Consider the following 19,797-nt stretch of genomic DNA (forward strand, 5'->3'; position numbering starts at 1 on the left):
GCGACGGTCATGGTCCGCTCGTCGTCGGCCTGGAGGAAGCCGGGGGCGCCGGCGAGCTGGGTGGCCCAGACCCGGCCGTCGGGAGCGGCGGCGCCGATGACCAGCGTCCGGCGCTCGGTGAGGAAGCGGGCGGCGACCGGCGGGATGGTGTCGCGGATCGCCCGGCCGGCGTGGTCGGCGCGCTCCCGTACGCCGGCCAGCGCCTGGGCGGCCAGTTCGCCGCGGTGGTAGGGCGTGCCGAGGGTCGTCACGACGGCCGCCGGTCTAGAAGAAGCCGCAGGTCGGGGCGGACGCGGTGGGGGCGGTGGCGCCCGTCGCGGCGACCCCGGTGCGGGCGTAGATCTCCAGCCGGATGCCGTCCGGGTCGGTGAAGAAGATGCCGCCGGAGTCCGAGCCCTCGCCGTGCGGCACGACCCCGTCGTACGCGAACTCGGCGCCGAGCTCGCGCAGTTGGCGCTCGGTGGCCTCGACCTCGGCGAGCGTCTCGACCTCGAAGGACAGGTGGTGCAGGCCGGGGGCCGCGGTGGCGAAGGTGCCGGTGCTCTGCTGCCAGAGGGTCACCACCAGGCGGCCGTCGCGGCCCATCAGGGCGTAGCGGCGCTCGGCCTCGGTGCCCTCGTGCACGACCTGGACGCCGAGGACGGTGCGGTAGAACGCGATCGAGCGCTCCAGGTCGGTGACGTTGAGGCCGACGTGGCCGGTCTTCAGGGTGTGGATCAGGGTGGGGCTGGACATGCCTGGACGCTCCCGTGGCTGGGTGGTCCGGAGGGGCTTCTGCCTAACCGGTAATCATGAAGTTAGTGGTTAGGTGATGGACCGTCAACCGGTATCAGAGCATGAAGGGGTTAGGTGGTGGCGGCGCGACGGCACGACGGCGAGACCGCACGGCACCGTGACGGCGCTACGGGAGCCGGAATTGGGAAAGGTTGAGCGGGAAAGCGGGAGCGGGAGCGGGAGCGGGAGCGGGGAGCCGCGGGGCGGCTACTCCCACTCCCACCGGATGCCGATGTGGCCCGGCTGCTGGTCCGGGGCGAGCACGTGGGCGGACGCGGAGGCGCCGATCCACAGCTGCTCGCGGCGGCTGTCGACGTCCTCGCCCGGGTCGCGGTCGTACCGCTCGCAGTGCACCGGGATGGCCGCGGGGTCGAAGTGCACCTGGAGCACGTACTCGCGCACCTGGGTCGCGAAGCGGCGGCTGTACTCCATCGTCGGGCCGCCGGGCGGGATCTCCACCTCGTACTCGAAGACCGTGCTGTCGCCGAGGCCGAGCGGGCGGTCGAGCATGATCTCGCCGACGGTCAGCCCGGCCTCCGGGCGGCGGCGGACGCGGCCCAGCCGGCCGTGCCGCACCGAGGTGATCTCGGGGCAGCCGGTGGCCTCCTCGTCGGCCTTGTGCACGACCAGGCAGCGGCCGACGCCGGCGACGGTGGCGCGCACCACCTGGCGCATCCGCAGCAGGTTGCCGCGGCGGTGGGCGTCGACGTAGTACGAGTCGTGGATGCTCAGGCGCTCCAGCTCGCCGGCCGGCGGCGCGTCGAGCTCGGTGAAGATGTCGGCGATCTCCTGCTCGCCGGGCCAGACGTCCTCCAGCCCGAGGTGGCAGGTGTTGGCGGCGGCGGCCCAGCGGCCGCGCGGGCGCGGCGGGCCGAGCAGCGAGGACAGCGCGCTGTGCGGCAGGCCGAGCAGTTCCTCCAGCAGGTGGACGGCGCGCAGCGAGCTGGCCCGTTCGGGCTGGCTGCGGCCGCGCCGCCAGTAACTCAGCGTCGTGACGCTGACCCTGACGCCGCGTTGGGCGAGCGCCGCCCGGATCCGGTCCAGGCTGAGGCCGCTGGCCTCGATCGCCAGGTGCAGGGTGTCCGCGAAGCCGCCCGCGGTGGCGGGCCGGGCGGCGGGCGGCGAACCGGCGGGCGGCGAACCGGCGGTCGCTGCTGCGGGTGCCTGCGCCGGTGCCGGGGCAGGCGCGAGTGCGGGCGCGCCGGGGCGCTCGGGGCGCTGTTCGACCAGCCGGAGTCGCGCGGCGTCCTGGGGCTGCTGTGCGGCCATGCGGTAACCCTCCCCACCAGGTGAGTTCGGCGGGACCGGGCCGGCGCCGGGGCGCGCCGCGAGCGGCTTCACCGAGCTTTGGGGAACCCTATGCACGGTCGAGAGGCTACGTCATCCGTCGTGCGTATGACAGTGGTCACGGCAGGTGAACCGTAGGGTTAGCGATCTTGAAACATTGCGGAAACACGCATCGTCCCAGGTGGTGACGGATAACACACCGCCGGGGCGGGCCCTGTCGGCGCCGCCCCGGCGGGGTCTTGGTTACCGGATGGTGATCAGCCGACGTTCAGGGCGACGTCGTCGATCACGAAGCTGGTCTGGTTCGAGCCGTCCTCGGTGCCGGTGAACTTGATCGTCACGGTCTGGCCGGCGAAGGAGGTCAGGTCGACGGTGCGCTGCACGTAGCCGGCGGCCGCGTCCACGTTGGACCAGGTCTTCAGCGTCGTCGAGTTCGCCTGCAGGGTCAGCGTGTCGTACGCGGTGCTGCCGGTCTCGGCGGTGTCGATGTGCAGCCAGAACGTCAGCGTCGCGGACTTGCAGCCGGCCGGGATCGAGACGGTCTGCGACAGGGTGTCGGTGTGGGTGGTGCCGTAGCCGTCCAGCCAGGCCTTCCAGCTGCCGCTGTGGGCCGGCTGCGAGCTGCTGTTGTCGATCACGCCGCTCGACGTCGTCCACGGGGCCGCGGTGCCGGTCTCGAAGCCGCCGTTGCCGATCAGCTGGGCCGCGGTGCAGCCGCCGGTCGGGGGCGGGGTCGGGGTGCTGCCGCCGAGCAGGGCGGTGGTCAGCGCGTCGGCGACCGGGGAGCCCCAGCCGGTGACCTGGTCGTAGCCGGTCTTGGCCGGGAAGTCCTGGTTCGAGCCGGTGGTCACGTCGTGGAACGCGCTGCCGTAGCTGCTGCTGTTGGCGACGGCGTACAGGCGCGGGCTGGCCTCACCGAGGACGGGCTGCCCGGCCGCCTTGGCCTTCTGGTTGAACTGGGCGGCGTAGCCGGACCACAGCGGGGCGGCCGCGCTGGTGCCGCCGTAGACCTGCCAGGCGCCGGCGGTGTAGATCGCGAAGCCGCTCGCCGGGTCGGCGTTGGAGGCGACGTCCGGGACGGTGCGCATGGTGCCGCTGACGCCGGTGCCGGTCTGCCAGGTCGGCTTGCTGAAGACGGTGGAGACGCCGCCGCCGGCGGTGCTCCAGGCGCTCTCCGAGGAGTAGGTGTTGCTGCTGGTGACCTTGAGGTTGGTGCCGCCGACACCGGTCTGGTGCGGGCTGGACGCCGGGAAGTCGACGGCCTTGACGGTCGAGCCGCTGGTCGAGCGGGTGCAGTCGCGCGAGCCGTCGTCGCCGGAGGCGGAGAAGATCGAGATGCCCTGCGCGGCGGCCTGCTTGAAGGCGTTGTCGACGGCGGTCATCGAGGCGGCGGTGGTGTCGGGCTCGCACGAGCCCCAGGAGATCGAGATGACCGAGGCCTTGTTGTCGGCCACGATCTTGTTGGCCATGTCGATCTCGCCCTGGTCCGAGTTCGGGGCCTCGTAGATCAGCTGGGTCGCCTTGGGCGCGGCGCCGCGGACGATCTCGCTGTCGAGCTCGACCTCGCCCATGCCCTGGCCGGGGGCGGAGTCGTAGTTGGCGCCGTCCACCGAGACCGTGGAGACGGCCGGGCCGGTGAGGCCGAACTGGCTGTCGTAGGTGGTCAGGTCGGAGGACTTGTAGCCGTCGAACTCCCAGAGGGCGACGGTGACGCCGGTGCCGTCGGCGCCGGTCTTGTTGAGGTTGTAGGCGCCGTCGTACTGCGCCGGGCCGACGCCGTTCGGGGTGGCCGAGGCCGCGTTCGGGGTGACGGCCTTCGGGGTCGCCAGACGGTTCTTGCGGACCGCGTGGTTGTCGAGGCCGTGCACGCCCTGGACGATGTCGGCGAGGTCGGCCGGGACGGAGGCGGCCGCGTCGTTCGCGTAGAACGCGCGCTGCAGCTGCGGGTCGACGTAGGCGCTCTCGTGGGTGCCGAAGGCGCGCGAGACCTGGTCGTTGGTACCGCGGGCGCTGACGACCTGGCGGTTGGCGCTCACCTCGGTGACGGTCAGGCCCTGGTCGGCCAGGTAGGCCTTGACCTGGTCGACGGCGTCCTGGGTGGGGCCGAACTGCGCGGTGAACTGCTCCGGCGTCAGGTACTTGCCGAACTGCGGGTTGCCCGGGGTGGTGACCGCGGCGAGGAAGCGGTCCAGCGCGTCGGCGTTGCGCAGCTTCAGGCTGACGGCGACCGAGATCTGCTGCTCGGCGGGCACGTCGCCCTTCTTCTCCGAGTGGGCCACCGCGGGGTTCACGGTGTTCGGCAGCTCGATGCGGGGAGCGGCGTGGGGCGTCGATGCGGCCTGCGCGGTCGTGACGCCGAGGGAGACGGCGGTCAGCGGCAGCACGGCTATGGCGGCCGCGAGGGCGAGGGTGCGGGGGCGCAACGGATCCTCCTCTGGCCGGATGTGGGGTCCGGCAAGGGGCACTTGACGCTCTGGGGTAGAACGCTGGCTAGAACATGACAGAACAACTCTGGTGATTGGCTCATGGTCAGGCAATTCGTTGCTAAAAAACAGTCAAGTGTGGAACGGGTGAACGGCGGGTGTTTCATACAGTGAATGATCGGAAATTCGGCTGTGGTCCACACCAGTTGGGGCTTCAGGGGCGGACGTAGAATCGCGTGGAGCCGAGGGAGAACGATGACTGACGTGATGGCGGACCCGAGGGACCCCCGCCCGCTGATCGGCGAGCCGCTGGCGCTCGACCTGCTCAACACGCGCTGGGCCGGCACCCCCGTCAACGACCTGCTCGGCGAGCCCGAGGGGTACGGGATCTGGCTCTCCTCCGCCGGGCTGGGCGAGCGCTGCGAGGCCGATGAGGCCGGGCTGGCCGCGGCGCTGAAGGCCCGCGAGGTGCTCGGGGTGGCGGTGCGATCCCTGGACGGGAACGGGGAGTTGGACGAGGCGGCGCGGGCCGGGCTGGACGAGGTGCTGGCGCACGGACGGATCCGGCGGACGGCCGGTCCGGGCGGCGCGGAGGACCGGATCGAGGTCGATGAGCCGCAGTGGCTGGCGGCCTGGCTCGCGGTGGACGACTTCCTCGGGCTGGTCGCGCAGGGGGCGCACCGGGTGCGGCAGTGTGCGCACGACGCCTGCATCCTGCACTTCTTCGACGCGTCGCAGAACGGGCGGCGGCGGTGGTGCCGGATGGCGGTGTGCGGGAACCGGGCGAAGGCGGCCCGGCACTACGTGAAGGCGAAGGGGTAGCGCGGAGTTCCCCGCGCCCCGTGCGGAGCGCGAGGAACCCGCGGGCCGTCAGGCCGTCGTCGTCGCGGCGCCGAGGTGGGCGGTGAGGGCCTCGGTGATGTCGCGGTGGCCCGGGTCGACGGCGGCCCAGGCGGCGTAGCCGTCGGGGCGGATCAGCAGGACGGTGTCGCGCAGCTTGCCGTGCGGGTCGGCGGGGGCGACGGTGACGAGCTCGTCGGCCCAGGGCGCGGCGGCGCTCTGGACGTCATTGCTGACCAGGACGAACTTCCCGGCGCGCAGCGCCTCGTAGAGCCGCTCGGGGGCGTCGGGCTCGCCGTCGCGGGGCTTCTCGATCGCGGTCAGCCGCAGGTCGGGGACGCGCTTGCCGACCAGCGGGTGGGCGTCCTTCGGGGCGGGGTAGGTGATGTCGATGCCGGAGACCATCCGGGCGCCGCGCTCGGTGACCGGGTCGAGGTGGCTGCCGAGCGCGGTGAGCGCGCCGCGCAGGGCGCGGGTGGGGGCGGACTCGGCGAGGGCGAGCCGGATCAGGGCGCCGGAGGTGCGCAGGACCGTCTTGCCGACCGGGTGGCGCTCGGTCTGGTAGCTGTCGAGCAGGGCGTCGGTGGCGCGGCCGTGCAGGACGGCGGCGAGCTTCCAGGAGAGGTTGGCGGCGTCCTGGAGGCCGGTGTTCATGCCCTGGCCGCCGGCCGGCGAGTGGCAGTGCGCGGCGTCGCCGGCCAGGAAGACCCGGCCGGAGCGGTAGTTGGGCACCTGGCGCTCGTCGCTGTGGAAGGTGGAGGCCCAGCGGGCCTCGTGCATGCCGAAGTCCTCGCCGATGGCGGCCTCGGTGACGGCGGCGATCCGCTCCAGCGAGGGGGTGGTGCCGTCCGGGACGCTCTCGTTGCGGTCCCAGGCGATGACCCGGTAGTAGCCGTCGCCGAAGGGGGCGAGGAAGGCGAAGCCGGCGCTGCCGGCGCCGACGGTGATGGTGTCCTCGGGCTCGCGCTCCAGCCGGACGTCGGCGAGCAGGACGGAGTCGACCACCGATTCGCCGGGGAACGGGACGCCGAGCAGCTCGCGGACGGTGGAGCGGACGCCGTCGGTGCCGACGGCGTACCGGGCGCGGTGGGTGGTTCCGTCGGCGGTCTCCAGCGTGACGCCCTCGGCGTCCTGGCGCAGGCCGGTGACCTCGCTGCCGCGCACGATCGTCGCGCCGGCCGCCACCGCGCGCTCGTGCAGCAGCCGCTCGACGTTGTACTGCGGGGTGATCAGGACGAACGGGAAGCGGGTCGGCAGGTTGCCGAGCTCGACGCCGAAGCGGTTGAACATCTTCAGCGAGGTGAGCGGCCGGCCGGTGGCGATGAGGTCGTCGGCGAGGCCGCGGGCGTCGAGCAGTTCGAGGGTGCGGGCGTGCACGGCGAAGGCCCGGGTGAGGTTGGACTCGGCGCCGCGCTTCTCCAGGAGGGTGACGGTGAGGCCGGCGGCGGCGAGGTCGCCGGCCAGCAGCAGGCCGGTCGGTCCGGCGCCGACGATCAGGACGTCGGTGACGGTCTGCTTCGCGGTCATGTGTCAGCTCCCGGTGGTCGGAGGGCGGTTGGACGCGTCGTCCGGCGTCCGTCCAGCCTCCATCATCCCCGGCCCGGGCGCGGGGTGTGAACCGCCGGGCCCCGGCGGTCGGTGACTGCCGGGGCCCGGTGTGGTGCCGGAGGGCTCAGCCCTGCCGGCGGATCTCCACCGTGCGGAACCGGTTGGCGACGAACGCGCCGTCGCAGTAGGCGGCGTTGGCGGCCGGGTTGGCGCCGGTGCCGTGCAGGTCGGAGAAGGCGGCGGTCTGGTTCGGGAAGACGCCGCCGGTTAGGTTGAGCGAGAGCGAGACGCCGGCGTCCAGCACGGCCTCCACCAGCAGGGCCTCGACCTCGGGGGACGTGGTGTAGCCGGTGGCCGTCATCGCGCCCTTGTCGCGGACGGTGGTGCGCAGCAGCTCGACCGCGGCCGGGGTGGACTCGACCGCGACGGCGAAGGAGACCGGGCCGAAGCACTCGCTGCGGAAGACCGCGCGGTCGTCCGGCTTGTCGGCGTCGAGCTTGATCAGGGCGGGGGTGCGGACGGTCGCGTCCGGGAAGTCGGGGGAGACGACCGTGCGCGGGGCGAGGGCGAGCTCGCCGTACTCGCCGCCGGCCGCGGCGGCCGAGCGCTGGAGCACGCCGGGGTTGACGACGGCGCCGAGGATGCCGGCGGCGCGGGCGTCGTCGGACAGCAGGCCCTCGATCGCGCCGGCGAGGTCGGCGACGACCTGGTCGAAGGACTTGTCGCCCTGGTCGGTGGTGATGCCGCCGCGCGGGATCAGCAGGTTCTGCGGGGTGGTGCACATCTGGCCGCTGTAGAGCGAGAGCGCGAAGGCGAGGTTGCCGAGCATGCCCTTGTAGTCGTCGGTGGAGTCGATGACGACCGCGTTGACGCCGGCCTTCTCGGTGTAGACCAGGGCCTGCTTGGCGTGCTCCTCCAGCCAGTCGCCGAAGGCGGTGGAGCCGGTGTAGTCGATCATCCGGATCTCGGGGCGCACCGCGAGGTCCTTGGCGACGGTGCCGCCCTCGTGCTCGGCGGCCAGGCAGACCACGTTCGGGTCGTAGCCGGCCTCGGCGAGCACCTCGCGGGCGATCCTGACGGTCAGGGCGAGCGGCAGCGCGGCCCGCGGGTGCGGCTTGACGAGCACCGGGTTGCCGGTGGCCAGCGAGGCGAACAGGCCGGGGAAGCCGTTCCAGGTCGGGAAGGTGTTGCAGCCGATCAGCAGCGCGAGGCCGCGCGGGACGACGGTGAACTCCTTGCTCATCACCAGCGGGTCGCGCTTGCCCTGCGGCTTGGTCCAGCCGGCCTGCTTGGGCAGCCGGGTCTGCTCGGCGTACGCGTAGGCGACGGCCTCCAGGCCGCGGTCCTGGGCGTGCGGGCCGCCGGCCTGGAAGGCCATGCCGTAGGCCTGGCCGGTGGTGTGCATGACGGCCTGGGCGAACTCGTGCGAGCGGGCGTTGATCCGGTGCAGGATCTCCAGGCAGACGGCGGCGCGCTCCAGCGGGCTCGCGGCGGCCCAGCCGGGGCGGGCGGCGCTCAGCGCGGCGATCAGGGCGTCCGGCCCGGCGTGCGGGTAGGTGATGCCCAGCTCGACGCCGTACGGGGAGGTCTCGCCGCCGACCAGGTCGCCGTCGGTGGGGTGGCCGGCGAGGGTGAACGGCGCGCCGAGCAGGGCGTCGAACGCCGCCTTGCCGTCCGCGGCACCGCTCTCGCCGTACGCCTTCGGGAACTCGGGGTAGGGCGACCAGTAGTCGCGCTTGGCGGCGGCGTCGATCGCGGCGTCCAGGGTGGCCTGGTGGCGCGCGACCAGCTCGGTGACGAGGGGGTGGGTGACCGCGGACATCTGTTCGCTCCTCAGAGAGCCTTGGGGAGGAAGACGGGACACGTCACAGAGTAACCGAACGATCGGTCGGCTCAATAGGGCGAAAGAGATGTGGTTCCGGGGAAACGAACGGGGGCGCGTCCGTGGCGGACGCGCCCCCGGGGGCGGGGAGGGCGGGCGGTTTACGGCACGCCCAGCTCGAAGATGACGTACCCGGCGTACCAGCCGGAGGCCGCCGCCGCGGTGCCGAGCACCGTCGCCAGCACCGGCCAGCTCAGCTTGCGCATGCCGATGGCGAGCGCGATGAACAGCGGGAACGCGGGCAGCAGGTAGCGCGAGACGTTGCCGAAGATGCCCAGGCTGCCGAGCACCGAGACGATCGTGGCGAGCGTGTAGGCGGTGAGCACCAGCGGCGGGCGCAGCCGGACGAGCAGCACGACCAGGGCCGGCAGGGTCAGCACGATCAGGGTCGCGAAGAGGTCCGGCAGGACGAACGCGAAGGGGTAGTCGTTGCGGCCGAGCATGACGCCGCGGATCGCGTAGAAGGTGCCCTGGCCCCAGTCGAAGTAGTGCAGCCAGGCGTCGTGCTGAAGGCGGAAGTAGCCGCCCCACTCGCCGGTCCGCCAGCCCACCCAGCCGACGTAGCCGGCCAGGCCGAGCGGGGCGAGCAGCATCGCGGCCAGCGGGCGCAGCACGCCGCTCTCGCGGCGCCACAGCTCGACCAGCGCGGCCAGGCCGACGGCACCGATCAGGGCGGCGGCGGTCGGGCGGTTGAGGCCGGCGAACAGGGTGATCAGGCCGGCCGCGACCCACTGCCTGCTCATCACGCAGTAGCAGGCCCAGGCGGCCAGGGCGACGAACGTCGAGTCCGAGTAGAGCGCCCACTCCGCGCCCGAGCCCGGGGCGACGGCCCAGATGCCGGCCGCGATCACGCCCGCTCGGGGGCCGGCCAGCCGGTCCACCACGGCGTAGATGCCGGCCGCGGCGAACAGCGAGGCGACCACCGAGACCAGCATCCCGGCGCCGTACAGGCCGAGGCCGGTGACGTCCGAGGTCAGCCGCATCAGGCCCGGGTAGAGCGGGAAGAAGGCGGCCGAGTTCTGCTCGATGCTGAAGCCGACCTGGCCGCCGGGGACCGGTACCAGCGCCGGGTGGTAGCCGAACTGCGCCACCTGCTGGTACCACCAGCCGTCCCAGCTGGCGAGGACGTCCCAGGGGTTGGCGCCGCCGCCGAAGCGGGCGGGCTTCGTGGCGTACGACCCGGAGAAGGAGAGCAGCTTCATGAAGACGGTGAAGCCGATCAGCTTGAGCACCGCGTAGCACCACACGGCCGGCCCGAACCGGACCGCCAGGGCGCGGACGCGCTCCTGCCAGCCGGCGGCGGGTGCGGCCGGTTCGTCGTTGCGCTGCTCTGGCACGTCGGACTCGACTGCCGGTATTGCGGTCATCGGACTGGACCCATCCTGCTGGCCGTGGACGATCGTCCGGAGAGTCTAGGGCCTGGCACCCGCCTCCCGTCGTGCCCGAAGGGCGCCTGGCGGCGTTGGGGTGCGTGGATCGCAAGGCGGAGGAGGGAGGCGATGCGGAGCATCGGGCGACCGACGACAACGCGACGAGGCGCGTGCCCCGGCGCCGCCAGGCAGGCGGGAGGCGGGCGCCAGGCCCTAGGGGCCTGTCGTTTGGTCCTGGTGCGGACCAACGAAGGGGTGATTGCGGACCGGCGGACCCGATCGCGTGGGGCCGGGTGGGGCCGGGGATACTCGGAGGATGGCCGATCACACCACGCGTCCCGCCTACACCGTCGAGTCGCTGCTCGCCGTGACCGTCGACGTGTTCAACGAGCGCGGGTACGACGGCACCTCGATGGAGGACCTCTCGCGGGCCGCGGGGATCTCAAAGTCGTCGATCTACCACCACGTCCGCGGCAAGGAGGAGCTGCTGCGGCTCGCGGTCGGGCGGGCGCTGGACGGGCTGTTCGCGATCCTGGCCGAGCCGGCCGCGGTCGGGGGCCCGGCCGTGGAGCGGCTGGAGCACGTGGTGCGGCGCACCGCCGAGGTGCTGCTGGAGGAGCTGCCGTACGTCACCCTGCTGCTGCGGGTGCGCGGCAACACGGCCACCGAGCAGTGGGCGCTGGAGCGCCGCCGGGAGTTCGACCACCAGGTCGCCGAGCTGCTGCGGGCGGCCGTCGCGGACGGCTCGCTGCGGGCGGACGTCGAGCCGCGGCTGGCCACCCGGCTGCTCTTCGGCATGATCAACTCGATCGTCGAGTGGTACCGCCCTGGCCTCAAGGCCGCGGACGGCGTGGCCGACGCGGTCGTCCACCTGGCCTTCGACGGGCTGCGCGCGCGGTAGTCCGCTAATCGGGCGGGACCTGGTCGGTCTCCTCGAACACCAGCATCGTTCGTGTGCCAAGCACCTGGGGGATGGACTGGATGCGGTTGAGCACGAGCTCCCGCAGGGCGTGGTTGTCGGCGGTGTGCACCAGCAGGAGGACGTCGAAGTCGCCGCCGACGAGGGCGATGTGCGCGACGCCCGGCAGCTCCAGCAGCTGCTCGCGCACCGTGCGCCAGGAGTTCTGGACGATCTTCAGCGTGATGTACGCGGACGCGCCCTGACCGGCCCGTTCGTGGTCGACCCTGGCCGTGAAGCCGCGGATGACGCCGTCCTCGACCATCCTGGAGATCCGGGCGTACGCGTTCGCCCGGGACACGTGCACCCGCTCGGCGACCGAGCGGATCGAGGCGCGACCGTCCTGCTGCAGCAGCCGCAGGATCGACCGGTCGACACGGTCGAGTCTGGACATCTGTTCAGCCGACATGACCCCCCACCCTCACCGATTGGACGCACTGCCACCAGTCGACCTCCGCTCAGGCCGAATGTCCACCACCTTGTCACGCTTCTGGTCAAGATGAACAGACGACCGAACAATCGGTAGGGAGCCCCCATCACCCCCGGAGGTGCCCCGAGATGACCGTTCTCGACCACAGACACCCCACCGCGGTGCCCGGCTGGATGCCCGGAGCGACCGCTCCCCGCACCGACCCGGCCCCGTTGCTGCCGGACGCCTCCCCCGTCCGCGTGCTCGGCACCCCCGCGCTGGAGAAGCAGGACCCGGCGCTGCTGCGCGAGCTCTACCGCCGGCTCGTGATCGGCCGCCGCTACAACCAGCAGGCCACCACCCTGACCAAGCAGGGCCGGCTCGCCGTCTACCCGGCGTCCGCCGGCCAGGAGGCCTGCCAGATCGCCGCCGCGCTCGCGCTCGGCGAGCAGGACTGGCTCTTCCCCAGCTACCGCGACACCCTCGCCGTGGTCTCCCGCGGCGTCGACCCGCTGGAGGCGCTGACCCTCCTGCGCGGCAACGCCCACACCGGCTACGACCCGCGCGCCACCCGCACCGCCCCGCTCTGCACCCCGCTCGCCACCCAGGCCCCGCACGCCGTCGGCCTGGCGCACGCCGCCCGGCTGCGCGGCGAACCGGTGGTCGCGCTCGCCATGCTCGGCGACGGCGGCACCAGCGAGGGCGACTTCCACGAGGCGCTGAACTTCGCCGCCGTGCTCCAGGCCCCCGTGGTCTTCCTGGTGCAGAACAACGGCTACGCGATCTCCGTCCCGCTCACCGCCCAGTCCGCCGCGCCCAGCCTGGCCCACAAGGCGGTCGGCTACGGCATGCCGGGCCGCCTGGTCGACGGCAACGACGCGCCCGCCGTGCACGGCGTGCTGGCCGAGGCCGTCGAGCGCGCCCGCACCGGCGGCGGCCCGACCCTCGTCGAGGCGCTGACCTACCGCATCGACGCGCACACCAACGCCGACGACGCCACCCGCTACCGCACCGACGACGAGGTCGCCGCCTGGCGCGAGCACGACCCGATCCTGCTGCTGGACCACGCGATGCGCGCACTCGGCATCCTGGACGACGAGCTCGTCCAGCAGGCGGCCGACGAGGCGGAGGCGCTCGCGGCCCGGATGCGGGCCGAGTTCCACGCCGACGCCGAGCTGGACCCGATGGCGCTGTTCGCCCACGTCTACGCCGAGCCGACCCCGCAACTGCGCGAGCAGGCCGCACAGTTGTCCGCCGAGCTGGCCGCCGAGGCCGAGGTGCAGCACTGATGAACTCCCTTGTCACCGGCACCCGCACCGCCTCCATGGCGCAGGCGCTCAACACCGCGCTGCGGGACGCCATGCGCGACGACCCCGCCGTGCACGTGCTCGGCGAGGACGTCGGCGCGCTCGGCGGTGTCTTCCGGATCACCGACGGACTGACCGCCGAGTTCGGCCCGGACCGCTGCCTGGACACCCCGCTGGCCGAGGCCGGCATCCTCGGCACCGCGATCGGCATGGCCATGTACGGGCTGCGCCCGGTCGTCGAGATGCAGTTCGACGCCTTCGCCTACCCGGCGCTGGAGCAGCTGTTCTCGCACGTCGCGAAGATGCGCAACCGCACGGCCGGCAAGCTCCCGCTGCCGATCACCGTGCGTATCCCGTACGGCGGCGGCATCGGCGGCGTCGAGCACCACAGCGACGCCTCCGAGGCGTACTACACGAGCACGCCCGGCCTGCACGTCGTCACGCCCGGCACGGTGGCCGACGCCTACGGGCTGCTGCGCGCCTCGATCGCCTCGGACGACCCGGTCGTCTTTCTGGAGCCCAAGCGGCTCTACTGGGGCAAGGACGCCTTCGACCCGACCGCGCCGGTCGAGCCGATCGGCCGGGCCGCGCTGCGCCGCACCGGCACCTCGGCCGTCCTGATCACGTACGGGCCCTCGCTGCCGGTCTGCCTGGAGGCGGCCGAGGCGGCGAAGGCCGAGGGCTGGGACCTCGCGGTGCTGGACCTGCGCACCCTCGTGCCGTTCGACGACGAGACCGTCACCCGCGTGGTGCGCTCGGTCGGCCGGGCCGTCGTGGTGCACGAGGCGAGCGGCTTCGGCGGCACCGGCGCGGAGATCGCCGCCCGGGTCACCGAGCGCTGCTTCCACCACCTGGCCGCGCCGGTGCTGCGGGTCACCGGCTTCGACATCCCGTACCCGCCGCCGATGCTGGAGCACCACCACCTCCCCGGGGTGGACCGGATCCTGGACGCGGTCGCCCGGCTGCAGTGGGAGGACTGAGGATGATGCCCGTCGTGCGCGAGTTCACCCTGCCCGACCTCGGTGAAGGACTGACCGGGGCGGAGGTGGTGCGCTGGATGGTCGAGGTCGGCGAGGTGATCGCCGTCGACCAGCCGGTGGTCGAGGTGGAGACCGCCAAGGCCGTCGTCGAGGTGCCCTGCCCGTACGGCGGGGTGGTCACCGCGCGGTACGGCGAGCCGGGCGAGGAGATCGCCGTGGGCGCGCCGCTGGTGACCGTCGCGGTGGCCGCGGCGGACGGGCCGACGGACGCTCCCGTCGCCGCGCCGTCCGCCGAGGTGGAGCGCCCGCTGGTCGGGTACGGCGTCGCGGAGTCGCGGGGCGCACGGCGGCGCCGGGTGGGGGTCCCCTCGGCCGCTGCTCCCGTCCCCGCCCCGGTGGTGGCCGCGGCACCCGCGGTGGTGCCGGTGATCTCGCCGCTGGTGCGGCGGCTGGCCCGGGAGCAGGGCGTCGACCTTGCGGCGGTCGCCGGCAGCGGGCCGGACGGGCTGATCATGCGCGCGGACGTCGAGCGGGCGGTCGCGGCCAGGGTCGCTGCTCCGGTGCCTGTTGCTGTGGCCTCTTCTGCTGTGACATCCCCTGTCGTGGCCGAGGGCGTCGTCCCGCTGCGCGGGCTGCGCAAGGCGGTGGCGGAGAAGCTCAGCCGCAGCCACCGGGAGATCCCCGCCGCGACCTGCTGGGTGGACGCGGACGCCACCGAACTGATGGCGCTGCGACGGCAGTTGAACGCCACGCCGGGGCCGAAGGTGAGCGTGCTGGCGCTGCTCGCCCGGATCTGCACGGTCGCGCTGGCGCGCTTCCCCGAGCTCAACTCCAGTGTGACGCAGGACGGTTCGGGCATCGTCCGGCACTCGGCGGTGCACCTGGGCTTCGCCGCGCAGAGCGAGCGCGGGCTCGTCGTCCCGGTGGTGCGGGACGCGCACGCGCGGTCCACCGAGCAACTCGGCGAGGAGCTCGCGCGGTTGACCGAGTCGGCCCGGAACGGCTCGCTGACCCCGGCCGAACTGACCGGCGGCACCTTCACGTTGAACAACTACGGCGTGTTCGGCGTGGACGGCTCCACCCCGATCCTCAACCACCCCGAGGCGGCGATGCTCGGCGTCGGCCGGATCGTCGCCAAACCCTGGGTGCACGAGGGGCAGTTGGCGGTGCGCGAGGTGACGCAGCTGTCGTTCACCTTCGACCACCGGGTCTGCGACGGCGGTACTGCGGGCGGATTCCTGCGGTTCGTCGCGGACTGCGTGGAGCGGCCGGGGATGCTGCTGCGGCAGCTCTGACCGGTGCCTCTCGTCGGTGCCTCTCGCGGCACGGTCGCCCTGAGTGTACGGGGGAGCCACTCAGGGCGACCGTGGAATGAGTGAGAGTAGCGCGTTCCCGGGCCGGGTGTCCGGGCTTCGCGCGATTTGTCGGATGAGCACTTCGGGCGTGCCACGCTGCCTAGGCGTCAACAGGGACAAGCCAGGTGGTGGCGCAGGCCGGCCGGAGGCGAAACGATTCTCTTGGGTACTCGAAACGTTGCGGTGAAGCCCCGCAGAACACTTCTGGTCCGCACCGGGCACGGCTCGGCGGGGGTCGCCTCCGTCCCTGGCCTGCCGGCGCTCCCCCCGGACCACCCGGCCGCCGACCGGGCGGAAGCCCCCGCGCCGCCCCCGATGCCGCTCGACCCGCCGGACCTCCCGCCCGTGGAGGCGCCGACCGCCGTCCTGCCGGTGGTGCCGGGCCTGGTCACCGGGCCGGTGCACCCGGCGATCCCGGACCCGCCGGCCCAGCCGCCGGCCGTGCCCGGGTCGGCCGTGCCCGGGCCGGGCTTCGCCGAACAGGTCGTCCCCGAGACCTTTCCCGAGCCGGTCGGGCCCTCCGCCGCCGCGCCGTTCCGGCCGCTGTTCACCGACGCGCCGAGCCTCAACTGGGCCGGACCGGGCGACAGTTGGAGCCGGGCCTGGGCCGTCCAGGCACTCGCCGACGGCGGTCCGGCGCCCGCCGTGCTCGGCAGCGGCCACTCCTCGGCGGCCGAACTGCCGCCCACCGCACGGGACATCGAGCTGATCCGGGCCAGCCTGGCGGTCGTCGAACCCGTCGCCGACCGGGCCACCGCGCACTTCTACGCGCTGATCTTCCTGCACCACCCCGAGGTCCGCGCGCTCTTCCCGGCCGCCATGGACGTCCAGCGCGACCGCCTCTTCCGCGCCCTGCTGGCCGCCGCCCGCGGCGCCGACGACCCGGACGCGCTGCGCGCCCACCTGAGCGCGCTCGGCCGCGGCCACCGCCGGTACGGCACGCTGACCGGCCACTACGGCCCGGTCGGGGAGTGCCTGGTGCAGGCCCTGGCGAGGTACTCGGGCAACCGCTGGGACGCCGCGACCGAGCTGGCCTGGCGCCGGGTCTACCGGCTGGTCTCGTCGATCATGATCGAGGCCGCCGAGGCGGACGCCCGCACCTCGCCGCCCTGGTGGCACGGCGAGGTGGTGCGGCACGAGCGCCGCACCCGGGACGTCGCGGTCATCACCGTCCGCCCCGACCAGGCCTACCCGTTCCGCGCCGGGCAGTACACGAGCCTGGAGACGCCCTGGTGGCCGCGGGTGTGGCGGCACTACTCGTTCGCCTCGGCGCCCCGGCCGGACGGGCTGCTGACCTTCCACGTCAAGGCCGTCCAGGCGGGCTGGGTGAGCAACGCGCTCGTCCACCGCGCCGCGCCCGGGGACGTCCTGCGGCTCGGCCCGGCGGCCGGCGCGATGACCGTCGACCACGGCTCCGGCACCGACCTGCTCTGCCTCGGCGGCGGCACCGGCATCGCGCCGATCCGGGCGATGGTCGAGGAGGTCGCCGAGCACGGCACGTCCGACCGCCGCGTCGACGTGTTCTACGGCGCCCGCCGCGCCGCCGAGCTGTACGAGCTGGAGGGACTGGCCGAACTGGCCCGGCGCTGCCCGTGGCTCACCGTGCACCCGGTGGTCTCCGGCACCGGCCCGGCCGGGGGCGCGCTGGCCGGTGAACTCCCCGAGGTGGTCGGCCGGTTCGGCCCGTGGACCGGCCGGGACGCGCTGCTCAGCGGGCCCGCCGCGATGGTCCGCCGGAGCGTGGGCGCGCTGGTGCGCTCCGGGGTGCCGATGGAGCGGATCCGGCACGACCTGGTGGGCGACCTGGCCGCGGGCTGAGGCCGAGGCGCTAGTGCGGTGGACCTATCCGGTCACGGCACTAGGCGAGATCCGGGGCGAGCAGGGCGCGGATGCCCTCGATGTTGGCCGCCAGGTACGCCCGCAGCCGGGGCGGGACGACGTTGACCGAGGTGACGCCCTCGCGCGTGAACGGCAGCCGGACCACCTCGTACTCGCCGTTCGGATCGTCCACCTCGGGCCCGTGCCGGCGGCTGAGGTCCATCGAGGCGAGCCGGCACACGAAGAAGTGCTGCACCTTGACCCCGTGCGGGTGGAGCAGCGTGCCGTCGTCGTGGTGCGTGTGGCTGATGGTGTCGACGAACGCGGGCACGACGTCGACGACCTTGCCGCCGAGCTCCTCGTCCACCTCGCGGTGCAGCGCCTCGACCACCGTCCGGTCGCCGCGCTCCACCCCGCCGCCGGGCGTGATCCAGTACGGGTGCGGGGAGCCCGGGCGGACCCGGCGGATCACGACGAGGCTGGCCGGGCCGTGCGGGTCCGCCGGGTCCAGCTCCAGCAGGATCGCCCGCGCGGTGCGCTTGACGACCGGGCGCGGTGGCGGGGTGCGGTTGTCGTGACCCATGGCCACCTCCGGGGCGCGAGCGTTGTGCGGGAGTCTGCCGCAGCCGGGCCGGGCCGAAACGCCGACCCGCCGGGGTGCATCCGTTCGGACACCACGGGGAAAGCGGGAGGGCCCGTCCCCGGTGAACCACCCGGGTACGGGCCCTTCCCGTGGAGCGGCTCCGCTCAGTCGTCGTCCAGGGCCAGGTGCAGGCCCCAGGCGACCAGGCTGATGATCAGCGAGCCCAGCAGCGCCGGCACGAAGCCGTCGACGTGGAAGTCCAGGTTGAGCCTCCCCGAGGCCCACGAGGTCAGCAGCAGCATCAGGGCGTTGATCACGAAGGTGATCAGGCCCAGGGTCAGGATGAACAGCGGGAACGAGAACAGCTTGACGACCGGCTTGACCAGCCAGTTCACCACGCCGAACACCAGGGCGACGGCCACCACCGTGATCGCCTTGTGCTGCCAGTCGGCCTTGTTGTCCGTGAGTTGGATGCCGGTGACGATCCAGGCGGCGACCCAGATGGCCACCGCGTTGATCAGCGTTTTGAGAACGAAACCCTTCATGGCGCCCAGCCTGGCAGGCCGCCCGGTCCGCAGGGAAGCTCCCGCCGGGCATGTTGGTGTTGAATGCCGGTGGTCCCCGAGGTGGACGGAGAAGGGAAGACGGCACCGGTGAAACTGTTCCGGCTGGACGAACTCGACGCCGAACGCGCGGCCAACGACGGCGCGTACCTGCGGTTCCTGCGCGAACCGCGGATGTCCGCCGGGCTGTACGCGCTCTCCCCCGGCGCCACCGACCCGCAGACCGCGCACGACCAGGACGAGATCTACCAGGTGATCAGCGGCCGGGCCGAGCTGACCGTGGGCGGCGAGACCGCGACGGTCGGGCGCGGCACCGTCGTCTACGTGCCGGCCGGGACGCCGCACCGCTTCCACCACATCACGGAGGAACTGCGGGTCCTGGTCGTGTTCTCGCCGCCGGAGGACTGACCCACGGCCTCAGGACGGGCAGGCCTGAGGACGGGCAGGCCTGAGGACGGGCAGGCCTTAGGGTCGACCGCATGCGTCTCACCGAAGAGCTCTGGGCGGCCATCGAACCGGTCTACGCCGAGATCCTGGCCCACCCCTTCATCGGCGGCCTCACCGACGGCACCCTGCCGCGCGAGGCCTTCCGCCACTTCGTCGTGCAGGACTCGCACTACCTGCGCGACTACGCCCGCGCGCTCGCCGTCTGCGCCGCCAAGGCGCCCGGCGAGGAGGACGTGCGGGCGTTCGCCGACGACGCGGTCGGGGCGATCGCGGCCGAGCAGGGCATGCACGCCGAGTTCATGACGGCCTTCGGCGCCAGCGCCGAACAGGCCGCCGGCGAACCGGTGTTGCCCACCACCCGGGCCTACACCAGCTACCTGCTCGCGACCGTCTACGGCGGCTCCTTCGCGGAGGCGCTCGGCGCGGTGCTGCCCTGCTACTGGATCTACGCCCGGGTCGGCGAGGCGCTGCTCGCCCAGGGCTCGCCGGACCCGCTCTACGCCAAGTGGATCGCCACGTACGGCGACGAGGCCTTCCAGTCGGTGGTGCGGCGCGTGCTGGCGCTCGCCGACCGGATCGGCGAGGAGCTCTCCCCCGCCGAGCGCCGCCGCGTGGTCGAGCACTTCACGACCACCTCGCGCTACGAGTGGATGTTCTGGGACGCCGCGTGGCGCGGTGAGCGCTGGCCGGTCTGAGCCTGTCCGAGCCTGTCCGAGCCGGTCTGAGCTGCTCGGCGTCGGTCCGGGGCCCGTCCGAGGCCCGGTCCCCAGGGTCATCCCCGGGGGCCGGAGTCGGGGTGATCTCGGGGTTCTCTCCGGGCCGTTGGGCCTCGTTCCGGCACTTGCGCCCCCGTACGATCGAAGTACCGAAAGCAAGCGGGATGCGGCACCGATAGGGCAGCCGGCCCGAGGGGAGATAAGGAACGGACATGGCTGAGCTCTGGAAGTCGCTGCCCTCCTGGGTGCGCAACATCGTCGTCCCGGTGCTGGTCCTGGTGCTGGCCTGGAACATCGTGACCTTCGTGTTCGGCGTGGTCGGCGCGCTGCTGAGCATGCTGATCAAGCTGCTGGTCGTGGTCGGCATCGGGGCCGCGGTGGTCATCCTGGTGAAGAAGGCGGCAAAGCTCTGACGACGCTGCGGCGTCGACGCCGAGGCCCGGCACCCCGTCGTGGGGGTGCCGGGCCTCGTCCGTTCCGGCCTCCCGCTCAGGCGCGGTAGCCGTCGAGGTCGTGCGCGGGCCGCCAGCCCTGTGC

The 19,797-nt window shown here is 73.1% G+C and carries 18 protein-coding genes and 1 pseudogene; 9 read left to right on the top strand and 10 right to left on the bottom strand.

Annotated elements, in window-relative coordinates; translation table 11 throughout:
- From AB0O00_RS12165 to AB0O00_RS12180, 4 genes and pseudogenes are all read right to left on the bottom strand, one after another.
- Positions 1 to 251: pseudogene (locus AB0O00_RS12165) on the bottom strand (pyridoxamine 5'-phosphate oxidase family protein); the annotation flags it as partial.
- 13 nt (positions 252 to 264) lie between these two features.
- Positions 265 to 735, bottom strand: a complete 471-nt coding sequence (locus AB0O00_RS12170; protein ID WP_363650804.1) for a VOC family protein — start codon at positions 733 to 735, stop codon at positions 265 to 267.
- Between the two features lie 246 nt (positions 736 to 981).
- The gene (locus AB0O00_RS12175) at positions 982 to 2,043 is read right to left on the bottom strand and encodes a hypothetical protein (RefSeq protein ID WP_363650806.1); all 1,062 of its coding nucleotides are present in this window, start codon (positions 2,041 to 2,043) and stop codon (positions 982 to 984) included.
- A gap of 275 nt (positions 2,044 to 2,318) precedes the next feature.
- Positions 2,319 to 4,484, bottom strand: coding sequence for a protease pro-enzyme activation domain-containing protein (locus AB0O00_RS12180; RefSeq protein WP_363650808.1), 2,166 nt, complete (start codon positions 4,482 to 4,484; stop codon positions 2,319 to 2,321).
- Between the two features lie 255 nt (positions 4,485 to 4,739).
- On the opposite strand from AB0O00_RS12180, the gene AB0O00_RS12185 reads away from it, so the two are divergent.
- The gene (locus AB0O00_RS12185) at positions 4,740 to 5,306 is read left to right on the top strand and encodes a CGNR zinc finger domain-containing protein (RefSeq protein ID WP_363650810.1); all 567 of its coding nucleotides are present in this window, start codon (positions 4,740 to 4,742) and stop codon (positions 5,304 to 5,306) included.
- A gap of 48 nt (positions 5,307 to 5,354) precedes the next feature.
- Here AB0O00_RS12185 and AB0O00_RS12190 read toward each other — a convergent pair whose 3' ends face one another.
- From AB0O00_RS12190 to AB0O00_RS12200, 3 genes are all read right to left on the bottom strand, one after another.
- The gene (locus AB0O00_RS12190; RefSeq protein WP_363650812.1) at positions 5,355 to 6,851 is read right to left on the bottom strand and encodes an FAD-dependent monooxygenase; all 1,497 of its coding nucleotides are present in this window, start codon (positions 6,849 to 6,851) and stop codon (positions 5,355 to 5,357) included.
- Between the two features lie 145 nt (positions 6,852 to 6,996).
- Positions 6,997 to 8,694, bottom strand: coding sequence for a phenylacetic acid degradation protein PaaN (gene paaN, locus AB0O00_RS12195; protein ID WP_363650814.1), 1,698 nt, complete (start codon positions 8,692 to 8,694; stop codon positions 6,997 to 6,999).
- 161 nt (positions 8,695 to 8,855) lie between these two features.
- Positions 8,856 to 10,121, bottom strand: coding sequence for a glycosyltransferase family 39 protein (locus AB0O00_RS12200; RefSeq protein WP_363650816.1), 1,266 nt, complete (start codon positions 10,119 to 10,121; stop codon positions 8,856 to 8,858).
- Between the two features lie 319 nt (positions 10,122 to 10,440).
- Between AB0O00_RS12200 and AB0O00_RS12205 the strand changes: the two genes are divergently transcribed.
- On the top strand, positions 10,441 to 11,025 hold the full coding sequence (locus AB0O00_RS12205) for a TetR/AcrR family transcriptional regulator (RefSeq protein ID WP_363650817.1): 585 nt from the start codon (positions 10,441 to 10,443) through the stop codon (positions 11,023 to 11,025).
- A 4-nt stretch (positions 11,026 to 11,029) separates the two neighbouring features.
- Here the strand turns inward: AB0O00_RS12205 and AB0O00_RS12210 are convergent, their stop codons facing one another.
- Positions 11,030 to 11,491, bottom strand: a complete 462-nt coding sequence (locus tag AB0O00_RS12210) for an Lrp/AsnC family transcriptional regulator (protein WP_045697013.1) — start codon at positions 11,489 to 11,491, stop codon at positions 11,030 to 11,032.
- Positions 11,492 to 11,685: 194 nt separating this feature from the next.
- Here AB0O00_RS12210 and pdhA point away from each other — a divergent pair, with 194 nt between their 5' ends.
- The 4 genes from pdhA to AB0O00_RS12230 all read left to right on the top strand — a co-directional run bounded on the left by pdhA (position 11,686) and on the right by AB0O00_RS12230 (position 16,951).
- Positions 11,686 to 12,780, top strand: a complete 1,095-nt coding sequence (gene pdhA / locus AB0O00_RS12215; RefSeq protein ID WP_363650833.1) for a pyruvate dehydrogenase (acetyl-transferring) E1 component subunit alpha — start codon at positions 11,686 to 11,688, stop codon at positions 12,778 to 12,780.
- Positions 12,780 to 13,778 carry an alpha-ketoacid dehydrogenase subunit beta gene (locus AB0O00_RS12220; protein ID WP_363650819.1) on the top strand — a complete coding sequence of 333 codons (999 nt, stop codon included), beginning with the start codon at positions 12,780 to 12,782 and terminating at the stop codon, positions 13,776 to 13,778. The genes pdhA and AB0O00_RS12220 overlap by 1 nt, the downstream gene beginning before the upstream one ends.
- Positions 13,779 to 13,783: 5 nt before the next feature.
- Positions 13,784 to 15,073 carry a dihydrolipoamide acetyltransferase family protein gene (locus AB0O00_RS12225; RefSeq protein ID WP_363650835.1) on the top strand — a complete coding sequence of 430 codons (1,290 nt, stop codon included), beginning with the start codon at positions 13,784 to 13,786 and terminating at the stop codon, positions 15,071 to 15,073.
- Positions 15,074 to 15,316: 243 nt separating this feature from the next.
- A complete protein-coding gene (locus AB0O00_RS12230) occupies positions 15,317 to 16,951 on the top strand; it encodes a globin domain-containing protein (protein ID WP_363650821.1) in 1,635 nt (544 codons plus the stop codon).
- A gap of 40 nt (positions 16,952 to 16,991) precedes the next feature.
- Here AB0O00_RS12230 and AB0O00_RS12235 read toward each other — a convergent pair whose 3' ends face one another.
- Both AB0O00_RS12235 and AB0O00_RS12240 read right to left on the bottom strand, forming a co-directional pair.
- Positions 16,992 to 17,534 (bottom strand): NUDIX domain-containing protein, encoded by a 543-nt coding sequence (locus AB0O00_RS12235; RefSeq protein ID WP_363650823.1) that lies wholly within the window; start codon positions 17,532 to 17,534, stop codon positions 16,992 to 16,994.
- A gap of 164 nt (positions 17,535 to 17,698) precedes the next feature.
- The gene (locus tag AB0O00_RS12240; protein ID WP_363650825.1) at positions 17,699 to 18,079 is read right to left on the bottom strand and encodes a phage holin family protein; all 381 of its coding nucleotides are present in this window, start codon (positions 18,077 to 18,079) and stop codon (positions 17,699 to 17,701) included.
- A gap of 108 nt (positions 18,080 to 18,187) precedes the next feature.
- On the opposite strand from AB0O00_RS12240, the gene AB0O00_RS12245 reads away from it, so the two are divergent.
- The 3 genes from AB0O00_RS12245 (at position 18,188) to AB0O00_RS12255 (ending at position 19,673) form a co-directional block, all read left to right on the top strand.
- Positions 18,188 to 18,505 (top strand): cupin domain-containing protein, encoded by a 318-nt coding sequence (locus AB0O00_RS12245; protein WP_363650827.1) that lies wholly within the window; start codon positions 18,188 to 18,190, stop codon positions 18,503 to 18,505.
- Between the two features lie 71 nt (positions 18,506 to 18,576).
- Positions 18,577 to 19,239: a thiaminase II gene (tenA, locus tag AB0O00_RS12250; protein WP_363650829.1), complete on the top strand. Its 663-nt coding sequence runs from the start codon at positions 18,577 to 18,579 to the stop codon at positions 19,237 to 19,239.
- A gap of 233 nt (positions 19,240 to 19,472) precedes the next feature.
- Positions 19,473 to 19,673, top strand: coding sequence for a DUF5326 family protein (locus tag AB0O00_RS12255; RefSeq protein WP_363650831.1), 201 nt, complete (start codon positions 19,473 to 19,475; stop codon positions 19,671 to 19,673).
- The last annotated feature ends 124 nt before the right edge of the window (positions 19,674 to 19,797 follow it).

This window comes from Kitasatospora sp. NPDC093558 (assembly GCF_040683475.1).
In the GTDB taxonomy this organism is placed as follows: Bacteria; Actinomycetota; Actinomycetes; order Streptomycetales; family Streptomycetaceae; genus Kitasatospora.

Coding starts and splice junctions, on each gene's coding strand:
- AB0O00_RS12175 (WP_363650806.1), bottom strand. CDS start 2,043: ATGGCCGCACAGCAGCCCCAGGACGCCGCGCGACTCCGGCTGGTCGAA.
- AB0O00_RS12255 (WP_363650831.1), top strand. CDS start 19,473: ATGGCTGAGCTCTGGAAGTCGCTGCCCTCCTGGGTGCGCAACATCGTC.
- AB0O00_RS12205 (WP_363650817.1), top strand. CDS start 10,441: ATGGCCGATCACACCACGCGTCCCGCCTACACCGTCGAGTCGCTGCTC.
- AB0O00_RS12220 (WP_363650819.1), top strand. CDS start 12,780: ATGAACTCCCTTGTCACCGGCACCCGCACCGCCTCCATGGCGCAGGCG.
- AB0O00_RS12185 (WP_363650810.1), top strand. CDS start 4,740: ATGACTGACGTGATGGCGGACCCGAGGGACCCCCGCCCGCTGATCGGC.
- pdhA (WP_363650833.1), top strand. CDS start 11,686: ATGCCCGGAGCGACCGCTCCCCGCACCGACCCGGCCCCGTTGCTGCCG.
- AB0O00_RS12170 (WP_363650804.1), bottom strand. CDS start 735: ATGTCCAGCCCCACCCTGATCCACACCCTGAAGACCGGCCACGTCGGC.
- AB0O00_RS12190 (WP_363650812.1), bottom strand. CDS start 6,851: ATGACCGCGAAGCAGACCGTCACCGACGTCCTGATCGTCGGCGCCGGA.
- AB0O00_RS12210 (WP_045697013.1), bottom strand. CDS start 11,491: ATGTCGGCTGAACAGATGTCCAGACTCGACCGTGTCGACCGGTCGATC.
- paaN (WP_363650814.1), bottom strand. CDS start 8,694: ATGTCCGCGGTCACCCACCCCCTCGTCACCGAGCTGGTCGCGCGCCAC.
- tenA (WP_363650829.1), top strand. CDS start 18,577: ATGCGTCTCACCGAAGAGCTCTGGGCGGCCATCGAACCGGTCTACGCC.
- AB0O00_RS12240 (WP_363650825.1), bottom strand. CDS start 18,079: ATGAAGGGTTTCGTTCTCAAAACGCTGATCAACGCGGTGGCCATCTGG.
- AB0O00_RS12225 (WP_363650835.1), top strand. CDS start 13,784: ATGCCCGTCGTGCGCGAGTTCACCCTGCCCGACCTCGGTGAAGGACTG.
- AB0O00_RS12200 (WP_363650816.1), bottom strand. CDS start 10,121: ATGACCGCAATACCGGCAGTCGAGTCCGACGTGCCAGAGCAGCGCAAC.
- AB0O00_RS12235 (WP_363650823.1), bottom strand. CDS start 17,534: ATGGGTCACGACAACCGCACCCCGCCACCGCGCCCGGTCGTCAAGCGC.